At 61.7% G+C, this 13,016-nt stretch carries 13 protein-coding genes and 1 tRNA gene; 12 read left to right on the forward strand and 2 right to left on the reverse strand.

Annotated features, from left to right (window positions below; translation table 11 throughout):
* Positions 1-100: 100 nt before the first annotated feature.
* Positions 101-2,059 (reverse strand): S9 family peptidase, encoded by a 1,959-nt coding sequence (locus LAN61_04735; protein MBZ5539812.1) that lies wholly within the window; start codon positions 2,057-2,059, stop codon positions 101-103.
* Between the two features lie 161 nt (positions 2,060-2,220).
* Here LAN61_04735 and cysS point away from each other — a divergent pair, with 161 nt between their 5' ends.
* Both cysS and LAN61_04745 read left to right on the forward strand, forming a co-directional pair.
* Positions 2,221-3,660 carry a cysteine--tRNA ligase gene (cysS, locus tag LAN61_04740; protein MBZ5539813.1) on the forward strand — a complete coding sequence of 480 codons (1,440 nt, stop codon included), beginning with the start codon at positions 2,221-2,223 and terminating at the stop codon, positions 3,658-3,660.
* A gap of 218 nt (positions 3,661-3,878) precedes the next feature.
* Positions 3,879-5,228, forward strand: coding sequence for an acetyl ornithine aminotransferase family protein (locus LAN61_04745; GenBank protein ID MBZ5539814.1), 1,350 nt, complete (start codon positions 3,879-3,881; stop codon positions 5,226-5,228).
* Positions 5,229-5,408: 180 nt separating this feature from the next.
* Here the strand turns inward: LAN61_04745 and LAN61_04750 are convergent, their stop codons facing one another.
* Positions 5,409-5,846: a helix-turn-helix transcriptional regulator gene (locus LAN61_04750; GenBank protein MBZ5539815.1), complete on the reverse strand. Its 438-nt coding sequence runs from the start codon at positions 5,844-5,846 to the stop codon at positions 5,409-5,411.
* A 115-nt stretch (positions 5,847-5,961) separates the two neighbouring features.
* On the opposite strand from LAN61_04750, the gene LAN61_04755 reads away from it, so the two are divergent.
* The 10 genes from LAN61_04755 to LAN61_04800 all read left to right on the forward strand — a co-directional run bounded on the left by LAN61_04755 (position 5,962) and on the right by LAN61_04800 (position 13,007).
* Positions 5,962-6,372 (forward strand): DoxX family protein, encoded by a 411-nt coding sequence (locus LAN61_04755; GenBank protein MBZ5539816.1) that lies wholly within the window; start codon positions 5,962-5,964, stop codon positions 6,370-6,372.
* An 83-nt stretch (positions 6,373-6,455) separates the two neighbouring features.
* Positions 6,456-7,643, forward strand: a complete 1,188-nt coding sequence (locus tag LAN61_04760; protein ID MBZ5539817.1) for an exo-alpha-sialidase — start codon at positions 6,456-6,458, stop codon at positions 7,641-7,643.
* A complete protein-coding gene (locus tag LAN61_04765; GenBank protein ID MBZ5539818.1) occupies positions 7,640-7,936 on the forward strand; it encodes a MoaD/ThiS family protein in 297 nt (98 codons plus the stop codon). Before LAN61_04760 ends, LAN61_04765 begins: the two co-directional genes overlap by 4 nt.
* Before the next feature lie 192 nt (positions 7,937-8,128).
* Entirely contained in the window at positions 8,129-8,938 is an 810-nt protein-coding gene (locus LAN61_04770; GenBank protein MBZ5539819.1) for a transporter, read from the forward strand.
* 26 nt (positions 8,939-8,964) lie between these two features.
* On the forward strand, positions 8,965-9,411 hold the full coding sequence (locus tag LAN61_04775; GenBank protein ID MBZ5539820.1) for a DoxX family protein: 447 nt from the start codon (positions 8,965-8,967) through the stop codon (positions 9,409-9,411).
* Positions 9,395-10,579 (forward strand): chromate efflux transporter, encoded by a 1,185-nt coding sequence (chrA, locus tag LAN61_04780; GenBank protein ID MBZ5539821.1) that lies wholly within the window; start codon positions 9,395-9,397, stop codon positions 10,577-10,579. The genes LAN61_04775 and chrA overlap by 17 nt, the downstream gene beginning before the upstream one ends.
* A gap of 32 nt (positions 10,580-10,611) precedes the next feature.
* Positions 10,612-10,971 carry a PadR family transcriptional regulator gene (locus LAN61_04785; protein ID MBZ5539822.1) on the forward strand — a complete coding sequence of 120 codons (360 nt, stop codon included), beginning with the start codon at positions 10,612-10,614 and terminating at the stop codon, positions 10,969-10,971.
* A gap of 119 nt (positions 10,972-11,090) precedes the next feature.
* Positions 11,091-11,561, forward strand: coding sequence for a YraN family protein (locus LAN61_04790; GenBank protein MBZ5539823.1), 471 nt, complete (start codon positions 11,091-11,093; stop codon positions 11,559-11,561).
* 220 nt (positions 11,562-11,781) lie between these two features.
* Complete coding sequence (gene galT / locus LAN61_04795; protein MBZ5539824.1) at positions 11,782-12,804, forward strand: galactose-1-phosphate uridylyltransferase; 1,023 nt, start codon at positions 11,782-11,784, stop codon at positions 12,802-12,804.
* A gap of 126 nt (positions 12,805-12,930) precedes the next feature.
* A tRNA-Cys gene (locus tag LAN61_04800) sits at positions 12,931-13,007 on the forward strand.
* Positions 13,008-13,016: the final 9 nt, after the last annotated feature.

Raw genomic sequence — 13,016 nt, forward strand, 5'->3', positions numbered from 1 at the left:
GAAACAGCGAGCGAATGACTCTCTATTCCCGAGGCCGGTGATCCATCCTCAGAGCGTGTTTTGAAGCATTCCACACTATAGGATTGACACCTCTCAACAGTCACTTCATGTATTTGTCGTACCAGGCGAGGATGCGCTTCAGCCGGTCGAGCACGTGCTTCTCCTCGACGAAGCCGTGGTTCTCCCGCGGGTAGACCACCAGCTCGGTTGGAACGCCGTAGCGCTTCAGGCCGCGATAGAGCTCCTGGCTCTGGCCAAGCGGATCGATCGTATCCTCCTCGCCCTGCAGGATCAGCGTCGCTGTTTTGGCGTTCTTGAGGTAAAGGAAGGGCGAGCTGTTCAGGAAGCCTTCGGGCTTTTCGTAGGGCACGCCCCAGAACCACTCGTCGTAGGAGGGATGCTCTTCGGTGCCGTATTCGGAGATGAGGTTGGCCATGCCCGCGCCGGAGACGGCGGCCTTGAAGCGCGTGGTCTGGGTAATCGCCCATTCGGCCATGTAGCCGCCGTAGGACCAGCCGCCGATGCCCAGTTTGTCCGGATCGGCGATGCCGCGGGCCACCAGGTCGTCCACGCCGGCCATCACGTCCTTGAAATCCGCGCCGCCCCAGTCGGCGCGGTTGCTCTCCACAAATTTCTGTCCGTAGCCGATGGAGCCGCGGATGTTGGGATAGAAAACAGCATAACCGCGCGCCACCAAAAGCTGGCCCCAGGTTTCGATGGCGTCTTCCCAGTTGCCCGTGGGGCCGCCGTGGATCAACGCAATCAGGGGCAGCTTGGATTTGCCGTCGTAGCCCGCGGGTTTAAACAGCGCGGCTTCGATGGCCAGGCCGTCAAAGCTCATGTACTTGTAATACTCCGGCTTGGCGAGCGCGTACTGCTGCCAGGCGTCATTGAAGTGCGAAAGCTTGCGTGGCGCGGACTTCTGGTCCCAGAGCCAGAGTTCCTGCGGCTCGGTGGCCGTCTGCCCGGCGAAAGCCACCTCGCCGCTGGATGCCAGCGCGAACTGGCCGGGATTCGTGGCCAGCGCGGGCAGCTCCTGGCGCAGCCCTGTGGGGCCGATGGCCGCGAAAATATTGCGGAAGCCGTCCGCGGCCACCGCCAGGATGCCGCCGTCCGGCCGCCAGCGATAGTCGAAGACCAGGCGGTCGAGGCTCGCGCCGGTCACGTTGCGCGCCGCGCCGCCGCTGAGGGGCTGCAGCAGCAGGTCGTGCGGCTCGGGGCCGTCCTCGCGGCAGCCAATGTAGCTGAGGATCTGGCCGCTCGGCGAGACGCGCAGATTGCCGAACGGGCCGCGCGGCGCGGCGATCTGTTTCAAGGAGCCGTCGGCGGCGGAGGCGGAGAAGATGCGCTGCGTCTCCTGGTCGGATTCCGGGTGGTCAGTGGCGGCGATGAGCAAGGTGTCGCCGGCCGGAAGCCAGACCACTTCGCTCACTTGCCAGTTTGAGGCCGTCAGCGCGCGCGTTTCGCCGCTGGCCACATTCAACAGCCACAGGCGGGGGCGCTTGTCGTCTTTGTCTACGGCGCGCGCGTCGTCCTTGTCCTTCTCCTTCTTTTCTTCCGCCTCGCTCTTGGCATCGGGAGCGAGGAAAGCGATCTGCTTGCCGTCCGGAGACCACGCGAAATTCGTGATGTTGCGCTTGCCCTTGGTGAGCGCCGCGGCTTCGCCGCCACCGGCGGTGCGCAGCAGATAAATCTGGGCGAACTCGTCGCGGTTGGAGAGGAAGGCCAGTGCGGCGCCGTCGGGCGACCAGCGCGGCGAAGTCTCGGACTTCGCGGAAAAGGTGAACTGGCGCATGGCGCCGCTGGCCTTGTCCAGGACCCAGATGTGGTGCGCGCGCCCTTCGCCCTTAGGGGGCTCGGTCACGACAAGGGCCAGCCGCGCGCCATCGGGCGAAAATTGCAGGTCGCTGAGGGTGCGCAGATTCAGCGCCGCTTCCGGGGTCAGCGGCGGGCGCGCGCCGGCGGCGGGCTTTTCCTGCGCGGCCAGCGTTCCCGCGAGTCCGGAAAAAGCGAACAGGGCGGTGGCAGTGCACAGGCCGAGCGAGCGGCGGAGCGGCATGGAGATTCCTCCCGGTGAAGAGACGAGGTACGACTCTAGCCCCGGTGCGTGCCAGCGTCAATTGCGCGTGCGCAAGCCGGGAGCAGAGAGTTTGCTACAGCTTGGAGGCGTCGGCTACAATCTTCTCTTTGTTTGTTGGAGAAGAAGGCTTTGTGGGAGCCATGGCGGAAATCCGGCTGCACAACACGCTGACGGGGAAGACCGAGCCCTTTGTGACCGGGCACCCGGGCGAGGTGCGCATGTATACCTGCGGGCCTACGGTGTACGACTACGCGCACATCGGGAATTTCCGCACCTTCGTCTTTCAGGACATCCTGCGGCGCTTCCTGGAGCTGCGCGGCTACACGATGAAGCAGGTGATGAACCTGACCGACGTGGACGACCGCATCATCGCCAATGCGGCGGCGGCGGGCGTCAGCATCCGCGATTACACCGAGAAATACGCGCAGGCTTTCTTCGCCGATTGCGCCACGCTGAGCATCGAGCCGCCCGAGCACTGGGTCCGAGCCACCGAGCATATCGAGGATATGGTGCAGCTGATCGAGCGGCTGCACGCCAAGTCCTATACCTACGAGAGCGAAGGCTCGATCTACTACCGCATCACGAAATTTCCGGACTACGGCAAGCTCTCGAAGATCGACGTCAGCGGCATTCAGGCCGGGGCGCGCGTGGACGTGGACCGCTACGAGAAGGAGAGCGCGCGGGACTTTGCGCTGTGGAAGGCGCCCAAGCCCGGCGAGCATTTCTGGGAGACGCGCATCGGCCCGGGGCGGCCCGGATGGCACATCGAGTGCTCCGCGATGGCCATGCGCTATCTCGGCGAAACCCTGGACATCCACAGCGGCGGAATCGACCTGGCCTTTCCACACCACGAAAACGAAATCGCGCAGTCCGAGGGCGCGACAGGGAAGCCCTTCGTGCGCTTCTGGCTGCACGCCGAGCATCTGCTGGTCGAAGGCGAGAAGATGTCCAAGTCGCTCGGCAACTTCTATACGCTGCGCGATCTCTTCGCCAAGGGCTGCAAGCCCTCGACGATCCGCTTTCTCCTGGCCAGCGTGCCGTATCGCAAGCAGCTTAATTTCACCTTCGACGGCCTGCAGCAGGCGGCCAGCTCCGTTGAGCGCCTGCGCAACTTCGCCGCGCGCCTGCGCCAGGAAAAATTTCCCGCGGGAGAGCAGGCCGGCTTCGTGGCGCGGGTGGGGCGCGCGGAGGAAGAGTTCGACGCCGGGCTGTCCGACGACCTGAACACGGCGCAGGCCCTGGCCGCGGCCTTCGACCTGGTGCGCGAGACCAATACCGCCATGGACCAGGGTGAATTCCGCCACGGCGGCGTGCCCGCGGTGGAAACCTTTCTGGCGAAATTCGACCGCGTGTTCGCCGTGCTCGCAGATACCGATGCGGAAAAGCTGCGCGCGCTGGGCTATGGCGCGGAAAGCGCTGGCCCCGGCGACGCGGAGATCGAAGCGCTGGTCGCGGAGCGCAACGCCGCCCGCAAACGGCGCGACTTCGCGGCTTCCGACCGCATCCGCCAGCAGCTTGCGGATCGTGGTATACTCCTCGAGGACACTAAGGACGGCGGTGTCCGCTGGAAACGCAAATGAGCATAATTTCTCACATCCGCGTTCCGTACCTCCCGGGGCACATCCCGCCGGCCGCCCAGCGGCCAAACCTTTATAGCGTTGACTAACATTTTTATCCTTGGCAAGCCTTTCGGGGCGTAGTCCGTTCGAGCACGGCCTCCCCTCGAGCTTGCGCTTCCCCCGCGGTACCCGGGACAACCTCCAACGCGAAACCGCCCAGGCGGTCAGAGGAGAATGAGATGCAGACCACAGTGGAATCCAAGCTTCCCCGGCTGGTGACGGCGCTGCCGGGACCCCAGGCCAAGCGCATCGTGGAATACGACGGCAAGTTCATGTCGCCCTCCTACACCCGCGAATACCAGTTGGTGGCCAAGCGCGGGCGCGGCGCCATCGTCGAGGACGTGGACGGCAATACCTTTCTCGATTTCGCAGCGGGTATCGCCGTGTGCGCCACCGGGCACTGCCACCCGAAAGTGGTGGACGCGATCCAGAAGCAGGCGGCCGAGCTGATTCACATGTCCGGAACGGACTTTTTCTATGAGTGCTTGCCGCAGCTGGCGGAGCGCCTGGTGAAGACCATGCCCGGCGCGGAGCCGAAGCGGGTCTTCTTCGGCAATTCGGGGACGGAGGCGGTGGAGGGCGCCATCAAGCTGGCGCGCTACACCACCAAGCGGGACAAGATCATCGCCTTCTACGGCTGCTTCCATGGCCGCACGCTGGGTTCGCTGTCGCTGACGGCCTCGAAAGCGGCGCAGCGCAAGGGCTTCGGCACCATGCTCGGGGGCATCGAGCATATTCCATATCCGGACGCCTACCGCTGTGCGCACGGCCACACCAAAGAAACCTGCGGCACGGAAATCATCGAGCAGCTCGAAAACGATATCTTCAAGCGGCTGTTCGATCCCGCGGACGTCGCGGCGATCATCATCGAGCCGATCCAGGGCGAGGGCGGATACATCGCTGCGCCGAAAGCCTTCCTGCAGGAACTGCAGCGCATCTGCCGGAAGAACGGAATCATGCTCATCGCGGACGAAGTGCAGTCCGGAATCGGACGCACCGGGAAGTGGTGGGCCTACGAACACGCCGGGATCGAGCCGGACATCATCACCACGGCGAAGGGCATCGCCAGCGGAATGCCGCTGGGGGCCTTTATCGCGCGGGAGAGCGTGATGAACTGGCAGCCGGGCTCGCACGGCACCACATTCGGCGGCAATCCCGTGTGCATCGCGGCGGCGCTGGCCACCATGGACCTGGTCGAGAGCGGGTACATGGAAAACGCCCGGCGCATGGGCGATTACCTGTTCGGGAAGATGGCGGACTGGACCAAGAAGTTCAAGATCGTCGGCGACGTGCGCGGGCGCGGGCTGATGATCGGCGTGGAGATCGTGCGGGACCAGAAGACCAAGGAAAAAGCCGCGGATCTGCGCAAGCAGATCGTGAACTTGGCCTTCCGCAAGGGACTGCTGATCCTGAGCGCCGGGGAGTGCACATTCCGGCTCTCGCCGCCGCTGCTGATCGATGAAGAGCAGGCGGACTTCGCGGTGCGCACGCTCGAAGAGTGCTTCCGCGAAGTGGAGAAGAGTCTCTAACGCCGAGGCGCAGAGACCGCAGCGGAGAACGGAACAAGAAAAATCCCGTGGTTGCCGGAGAAGAGCGCTGGCGGCCGCGGGATTTTTGTTTTTCCGCGGGCCGCCATTTCGGAAATTCCGACGATTCCGCCGAGCGGGAGGCGTTCAGGCGGAACCCCCGGCGAAGCTTTTCGCTCGGACTCAGCCAGCCGTAGAACGGATGGTCTTTTCGGTCCAGCGCCGGCGCACGGCAGCCAGAAATTGCTCTTTGTCTTTTTTCATTTGCCGGACGAGCGCTGGATTCCCGGTCTCCTCATGCGCGGCGGCCCAGAGGACCATTTCCGTGAGGACCGGGGCAAGATCGATTCCTTTCGGGGTGAGCAAGTAAATCAGTTTTCGGGCGTCCGAGGAGTCTCGTTCCGCGGTAATGATTCCATGGGCTTCCAGCTTCCGCAGGCGATCTGCCAATATGTTCGTGGCGATTCCTTCGTAGGACTGGAGGAATTCCTTGTAGGTCCGGAAGCCCCGCAGCATTATGTCGCGGATAATCAGCAACGACCAGCGATCGCCCAGCATCTCCAGGGACGCATTCAGCGGACACCCCGAGCGCCGCTTGGGACTCAGCTTCTTCTTTCGCATATTTTTACAGTAACATATTGTCACTTGCATTGTACAAGTAAGATGTGCACACTAACTCCCGTCATGCGAGCGACCTTTAACGGAGGTCACCTGGCCCCATCGGGAGGAAACATTCATGCAACCAGGTACTCAGATGGATCCCGCCTCGAAGAAGAGGCTCTGGGCCGGACGTATGCTGAGCGGCCTGCCGGTCCTGTTGCTGCTCTTCAGCGGCGTACTAAAACTGATCAAGCCGGCGCCTGTCGTACAGGGATTTGCGCACTTCGGATATCCGGAAAGCCTCGTTCTGGTCATCGGGATGCTCGAACTCGGCTGTACGATCGTCTACGTGATTCCGCGCACCTCCGTCCTTGGCGCGATCCTGCTGACCGGCTATCTTGGCGGGGCCACCGCCACGAACGTGCGCGTCGGCGATCCATTGTTCTTTGTCCCAGCCATTCTCGGCGTGCTGGTCTGGGGCGGGCTTTTCTTGCGCGATGACCGGGTGCGCGCGCTGATTCCTGTGCGAGGCCAGGCAGCGCAGTAGCAGGAGCACGATCAGCGGTTCCGGACGGAGAGTTTCGATTTGTCTGAATGAGCGCATAGGCGAAGCACTGAAAGGAGAGAGGAATGAGCAAAGTACGCGTACTGGTGGGCACACGCAAAGGCGCATTCATCCTGACAGCGGATGGCAAGCGCGAACGGTGGGATGTCAGCGGCCCGCACTTTGCGGGCTGGGAGATCTATCACCTCAAGGGTTCATCTGTGAACCCAAATCGATTGTATGCGTCGCAGAACAGCGGCTGGTTTGGGCAGATTATTCAGCGCTCCGATGACGGCGGCAAAACTTGGATACAGCCAGGGACACCGCCGGGCGAATCGATCACAGCGCCGGGGGGGATGCCCAAGGGCGAGAGCAACAAGTTCGTATACGACACTTCCTCGGGGACCGGGAAACCTCTCACCACTCATCAGTGGTACGACGGAACCCAACACGCGTGGGAGTTCAAGCGCGTCTGGCACCTCGAACCGTCGCTCGGCGATCCGGACACAGTGTATGCCGGCGTAGAAGATGCCGCGTTGTTTCGCTCGGCCGATGGAGGGCAGAACTGGCAAGAACTCGCCGGGCTGCGCGGCCATGGCACGGGACCGAAATGGCAGCCGGGCGCGGGGGGGATGTGTCTGCACACCGTCATTCTGGATCCGAGCAATCCCCAGCGCATTTACATTGCAATCTCGGCCGCGGGCGCGTTCCGTACTGACGACGGCGGCAAGACCTGGCAGCCCATCAACAAGGGGCTGTATTCCCAATACATTCCCAATCCGACGGCGGAAGTGGGGCATTGCGTTCACCACGTCGCGATGCACCGCTCGCGCCCGGGTGTGCTGTTCATGCAGAAGCACTGGGACGTCATGCGCAGCGACAACGCCGGGGAGTCGTGGCACGAGGTCAGCGGGAACCTGCCGACGGACTTCGGGTTCGTGATCGACGTTCACGCGCACGAGCCGGAGACCATCTACGTCGTCCCCATCAAGAGCGACTCGGAGCATTTTCCGCCCGACGGCAAACTGCGCGTGTACCGCAGCCGCACGGGAGGAAACGAATGGGAGGCGCTCACGAAGGGTCTGCCGCAGAGCGACTGCTACGTCAACGTGTTGCGCGACGCGATGGCCGTGGACTCGCTCGATAAATGCGGCGTATATTTCGGCACCACCGGCGGGCAGGTGTACGCGTCGGCAGATGCCGGAGACAGCTGGGCCCCCATCGTCCGGGATCTTCCGGCCGTGCTTTCCGTCGAGGTCCAGACACTGCCGTGATCCGAGTCGTGCTCCCGCCACATCTGCGAGCGCTGGCGCGCGTTCGCGGCGAAGTGGAGCTCGAGGTCGCGGGTCCGGCCACGCAGCGCTCGGTCCTGGACGCGCTCGAGGCCCGCTATCCGATGCTGCGCGGCACGATCCGCGAGCACATCACACAACAGCGCCGACCGTTCTTGCGGTTCTTTGCCTGCGAGGAGGATCTGTCCCATGAGCTGCCGGACGCCCCGCTGCCCGAAGCGGTCGCGTCGGGGGCGGAGCCCCTTCTCATCGTCGGGGCCATTGCCGGGGGCTAGGGGCCAGCACTCGTTACGGCAGGGCGGGCAGGTAAGACGCAAATCAATAATCGACAAGCTGCTGCGGCCGGGGCGCAAAGGAAGAATAGGCATTCCCGTGGTTGCCGGAGAAGAGTGCTGGCGACCGCGGGATTTTTGTTTCTATCTCTGGCCTAGAAGTATTACTATCGGATGTCGTTAGCGGAGTCCGATATGTATAAGCGTAGTGTCTTGGTGACTTTGTGGATCTGCCTTGCGGCTACCTGCGCCCACGCTGGTCCTCCATTCTTCACGGATGATCCGGAACCGGTTCCCTTCCGTCACTACGAGTTCTATACGTTCTCGACGTTGGATCGTGCTTTTGATTCATATGGCGCAGCAGTTCCGGCTTTCGAATTCAACCTGGGGGCAGCACCCAACCTCCAGTTACACGTTGTTGCCCCAATGGCGCTGCTCATTCCGAATCAGGGACCCACTACTTCCGGTGTTGGGGATGTAGAGCTTGGCGCAAAGTACCGGTTCATTCAGGAAAAGGGGGCGCGGCCGCAGATTGGGACCTTTCCAATGCTCGAATTGCCAACGGGCAATAGCCAGCGCGGCCTGGGAAACGGGCAACTGTGGGCCAAACTCCCCATCTGGGTTCAAAAGAGTTGGGGACCGTGGACCAGCTACGGTGGAGGGGGTTACATCATCAATCACGCGCCGGGCATGCGCGACCATGCCTTCTTCGGATGGCAGGTGCAACGCGAGATCAGCAAGAAATTCACACTCGGGGCGGAATGGTTTTGTCCCGGACGCGAGAGCGCCGCAACTGGTAACAGCCACATCGTGAATGTCGGCGGGATCTACAACTTTACTCAGAACTTCAGCTTGCTGTTTAGCGCTGGACATAGCGTCCACGGCGATTCACATATGGTGGCATACGTTGGTCTGTATTGGACTTGGGGCACCAAGGAAGATCATGGCGAATCCAAGCTGACGAAGGCGATGTTCTCAGGTACTAGGCGCGGACTTCGCCTCTAAATTCCAATATGGGCTCAGGAGGGCAAATGTCCTTGAAGCAGTCCCTATTCGGCTCGAACGCTCCGTCGTCCGTGATTTTGATCCGAGTGATGGTGGGATGGGTCTTCCTATCCGAGGGAATTCAGAAGTTTCTCTTCCCATCCGCACTTGGAGTTGGCAGGTTCGAAAAGATCGGCATTCCTGCACCGAACTTCTCCGCTCCCTTCGTTGGAGTGGTCGAAATCGTCTGCGGTTTGTTGCTGATCATCGGCCTATTAACGCGGCTGGCCTCCATTCCGCTTGTCATCAACATTTCAGTTGCCATCGCTACTACGAAGATCCCCATGCTCGCCAAGTCGGGATTCTGGAACATGATGCACGAAGCTCGGACCGACTTCTGCATGCTGCTGGGTCTGATCTTCCTGCTGATCGTCGGCGGGGGCGCAAAGTCGGTCGATTTACGCCTAGGAAAAATGCATGACTCGAGTGTCTAAGGCCGTTAGCGAGGCTACGGATAAGCCCACTCCGCTGACAGAACTCGGCTTGCTGTTCCTAAAGCTCGGAACATTGGCTTTTGGTGGTCCCGCCGCCCACGTTGCCATGATGGAAGAAGAGGTGGTGCGTCGCCGCGGTTGGCTTACCGAACAAGAGTTCCTCGATTACTTGAGCGCCACGAACTTCATACCGGGACCCAACTCGACGGAGATGGCGATTCACATTGGCCACCGAAGAGCAGGCTGGCCGGGGCTCATCGTTGCGGGCACGTGCTTCATCGTCCCGGCGGCAACCATCGTCGCACTAATAGGCTGGGCCTACGTCCACTTTGGAAAACTCCCTCAAGCCGAGGGCCTGTTGTATGGTGTGAAACCAGTTGTGATCGCTGTTGTTTTTCAGGCGCTCTGGAAGTTAGGCCGTTCTGCAGTGAAGACGAAATGGCTCGCGGCAGTCGCGCTGCTGTCTCTGGTGTTGAGCGCCGCTGGCGTAAACGAGTTGCTGGTTCTTGTTTTCGGAGGCTTACTGGCCCTGGGGCCGAGGCTGAAGCCATCCCGTGAGAAGCGGCGAAAATTCATGCAATGGCCGGGCGTTGAGTCGGTGTTTCCCGGAGCCGCCACAGTCATCGGAACGGGCGCATCCGTTGGCCTATGGCCGATATTCTTGATCTTCGCCAAGATGGGATCTGTACTCTTCGGCAGCGGATATGTGTTGTTGGCCTTCCTTCGCGCCGACCTTGTCGAGCGCCATCATTGGCTGACACAGCAGCAACTCCTCGATGCGGTCGCGGTAGGGCAAGTGACGCCCGGGCCAGTGTTCACAAGCGCGACATTTGTCGGCTATATCCTTCGAGGTCCAGCAGGAGCACTGGTAGCGACTCTAGGTATTTTCTTGCCAGCATTTCTGTTCGTTGCGGCGAGTGCGCCTTTGCTGCCGAGGCTTCGTGCGTCACGCACGGTCGGAATCATTCTGGACGGCGTGAACGTCGCCTCTCTTGCGCTGATGGCCCTGGTGACATGGCAGTTAGCACGATCGGCGGTCATCGACTGGTTCAGTCTAGTTCTTGCTCTTGGAAGTGCCGTGTTGCTGATCCGTTACCGGCAGATGAATTCCGCCTGGCTAGTCATCGGGTCTGGCATGTTGGGAATACTGAAGCACGGGCTTGGGTGACGGCTAAACTCCGCCGGGAGGCGGCAAAGCGAATGCATCGTTATGCAGAGAAGGAAGTGACTGGCTACCAGGAACTCTATTCGGGGCTGATACGTCTTCATGTCCTCCACCACGCATGCGAGGGCTCAATCTTCGGGCTGGAGATGATTGAGGAACTCTTACGTCACGGATACCGGATTGGACCAGGGACACTCTATCCCATTCTGCACGCGATGGAGGAGAAGAAGTGGTTGCGGTCCTCTAAGGAGATTAAGAAGGGGCGGATTCGGCGCGTGTACCGCGCAACCTCCGCGGGCCGGAAGGCACTGGCCGCAGCAAAGGAGCAAGTGCAGGAGCTTTTCGGGGAACTGTTCGACATAAAACCTCCCATCTCCACTAAAAAGGAACGATGACTCACTACCAAAGGCAGCCCTGCAAGACGGAACAGGAAGAATCCCGTGGCCGCCGGAGAAAGAGTGAAGGCGGCCAGGGGATTTTTGTTTATACTTGAGCGGAAAAGCGGGTGTGGGGCATGCCTCTTTTTTCACGAGCGATGTTTCTTGCCGTGCACTGGGCGGCGCGCAAGGGATTGCGCGAAGAATCTGCGGCGGCAGGCGACCGGAAAGAACAGGCGCGGCAGACGGGAATCCGCGGGGAGACCTACGCCTACTGGTATTTGCGGCGCCACGGCTACGTCTTCGTGGCGCGCAACTACCAGCCGCCGGGCGTGAAGGGCGAAATCGACCTGATCGGCTACGACGGAGCGGCGCTGGCCTTCGTGGAAGTACGCACGCGCACGGTGCGCGCGGGGCAGCCGGGGCTGCCGGAGATGAGCGTGACGCGGGAGAAGCGCCGGCACCTGGTGCGCACGGCGCAGGTTTTTCTGGCGGCGCGCCGCGTGGCGGAGACCGCGGTGCGCTTTGACGTTCTGGCTATCGAGAACCATCCTGGCCGCGCGCCGGTGGTGCGCCTGCACAAGGACGCCTTCCCCGCGCACTCCTAGCGCGACAGGACGCCGATAGTTGCCGCAGGAGCGTGGAATCCCCCAGAAGGAGGCCGCGCGGATTCAACTTCCTGGGATTTGCGCCGGAATTCCAGAAGAGGGGCGAATTGGACAGGGCGTGTGGGGAGCGGGGTTCACATTCTCCCGGGAAGGGGTACAATTCAGGAATACGGGGCCCTCTCCATGGCCCCGGGACTCTTGGCGCTCGAGGAGGAATGGATTGCCTGAGCTGAGAAAAGATCCGATCACCGGGCGGTGGGTAATCATTTCGACGGATCGCGGCAAGCGCCCCACGAACTTCGTGCGGGAGAGCGTCATCCCACACGGCAAGGGGAATTGCCCGTTCTGCTACGGAAGCGAAGCCAAGACCCCGCCGGAGCTGCTGGTCTATGGCCGCAACGGCGGCGGGGCCAACACACCCGGCTGGACGATCCGCGTGGTGCCTAACAAGTTTCCCGCACTGGGCATCGAAGGCGAGATGGATAAAGAGGGCGAAGGCCTGTTCGACAAGATGAACGGAATCGGGGCGCACGAAGTGATCGTAGAGTCGCCGGAGCACGGCGCCTCGCTGGCCACACTGCCCGAACGCACCATCGAAGACGTCTTCTGGGCCTACCGCGACCGCATGCTGGATCTCAAGAACGACCGGCGCTTCCGCTACGTGTTGATCTTCAAGAATCACGGGGAAGCGGCTGGGGCCACGCTGGAACACCCGCATTCGCAGCTGATCGCCCTGCCCATCGTGCCCAAGCAGGTGCGCGAGGAAGTGGACAGCTGCTGGCACTACTATCACGAGAAAGAGCGCTGCATCTTCTGCGACATCATCCGCCAGGAACAGGATACCGGGGTACGGGTGATCAGTGAGAACGAGCATTTCATCGCCCTGGCGCCCTATGCCCCGCGCTTTCCCTTCGAGATGTGGATCCTGCCGCGGGTGCACGGCTCGTCGTTCGAAAACAACCAGAGTTCCATGTATTCGGCGCTGGCGCGTATGACCAAGGACGTCCTGATGCGCCTGGATGCGGTGCTCGACCACCCGGCTTACAACCTCATGATCCACACCTCGCCGATCGGCGAAGAGATCAACGATCACTATCACTGGCACATCGAGATCATCCCCAAGCTGACCAAAATCGCGGGCTTCGAGTGGGGCACGGGCTTCTACATCAATCCCACGCCACCCGAGGAAGCGGCGCGCTTCCTGCGCGAAGCGCAGGTGGGCACGACCGCGGAAACGGAATAGCGCGGTTCGCTCCGATCGAGTGAGCGATGCCCGTGTGGGTTCCGGCCTTTCCTTCGACGGCTTTTTCCAGCGCAGACCTTGCCGGCCCTGACAGGTTCGGCAGATTTCGCTATACTGGAAAAGTTTGGCGCGGTACCCAAGTGGCCCAAGGGAGAGGTCTGCAAAACCTCCATTCGTGGGTTCGAATCCCACCCGCGCCTCCAAGCTTTCAG

The organism is Terriglobia bacterium, assembly GCA_020072785.1.
Taxonomy (GTDB): Bacteria; Acidobacteriota; Terriglobia; order Acidiferrales; family UBA7541; genus Acidiferrum.

Excerpts from the sequence above, each read along its gene's own strand:
- LAN61_04735 (MBZ5539812.1), bottom strand. The coding sequence starts at position 2,059 with ATGCCGCTCCGCCGCTCGCTCGGCCTGTGCACTGCCACCGCCCTGTTC.
- cysS (MBZ5539813.1), top strand. The coding sequence starts at position 2,221 with ATGGCGGAAATCCGGCTGCACAACACGCTGACGGGGAAGACCGAGCCC.
- LAN61_04745 (MBZ5539814.1), top strand. The coding sequence starts at position 3,879 with ATGCAGACCACAGTGGAATCCAAGCTTCCCCGGCTGGTGACGGCGCTG.
- LAN61_04750 (MBZ5539815.1), bottom strand. The coding sequence starts at position 5,846 with ATGCGAAAGAAGAAGCTGAGTCCCAAGCGGCGCTCGGGGTGTCCGCTG.
- LAN61_04755 (MBZ5539816.1), top strand. The coding sequence starts at position 5,962 with ATGCAACCAGGTACTCAGATGGATCCCGCCTCGAAGAAGAGGCTCTGG.
- LAN61_04760 (MBZ5539817.1), top strand. The coding sequence starts at position 6,456 with ATGAGCAAAGTACGCGTACTGGTGGGCACACGCAAAGGCGCATTCATC.
- LAN61_04770 (MBZ5539819.1), top strand. The coding sequence starts at position 8,129 with ATGTATAAGCGTAGTGTCTTGGTGACTTTGTGGATCTGCCTTGCGGCT.
- LAN61_04775 (MBZ5539820.1), top strand. The coding sequence starts at position 8,965 with ATGTCCTTGAAGCAGTCCCTATTCGGCTCGAACGCTCCGTCGTCCGTG.
- chrA (MBZ5539821.1), top strand. The coding sequence starts at position 9,395 with ATGACTCGAGTGTCTAAGGCCGTTAGCGAGGCTACGGATAAGCCCACT.
- LAN61_04785 (MBZ5539822.1), top strand. The coding sequence starts at position 10,612 with ATGCATCGTTATGCAGAGAAGGAAGTGACTGGCTACCAGGAACTCTAT.
- LAN61_04790 (MBZ5539823.1), top strand. The coding sequence starts at position 11,091 with ATGCCTCTTTTTTCACGAGCGATGTTTCTTGCCGTGCACTGGGCGGCG.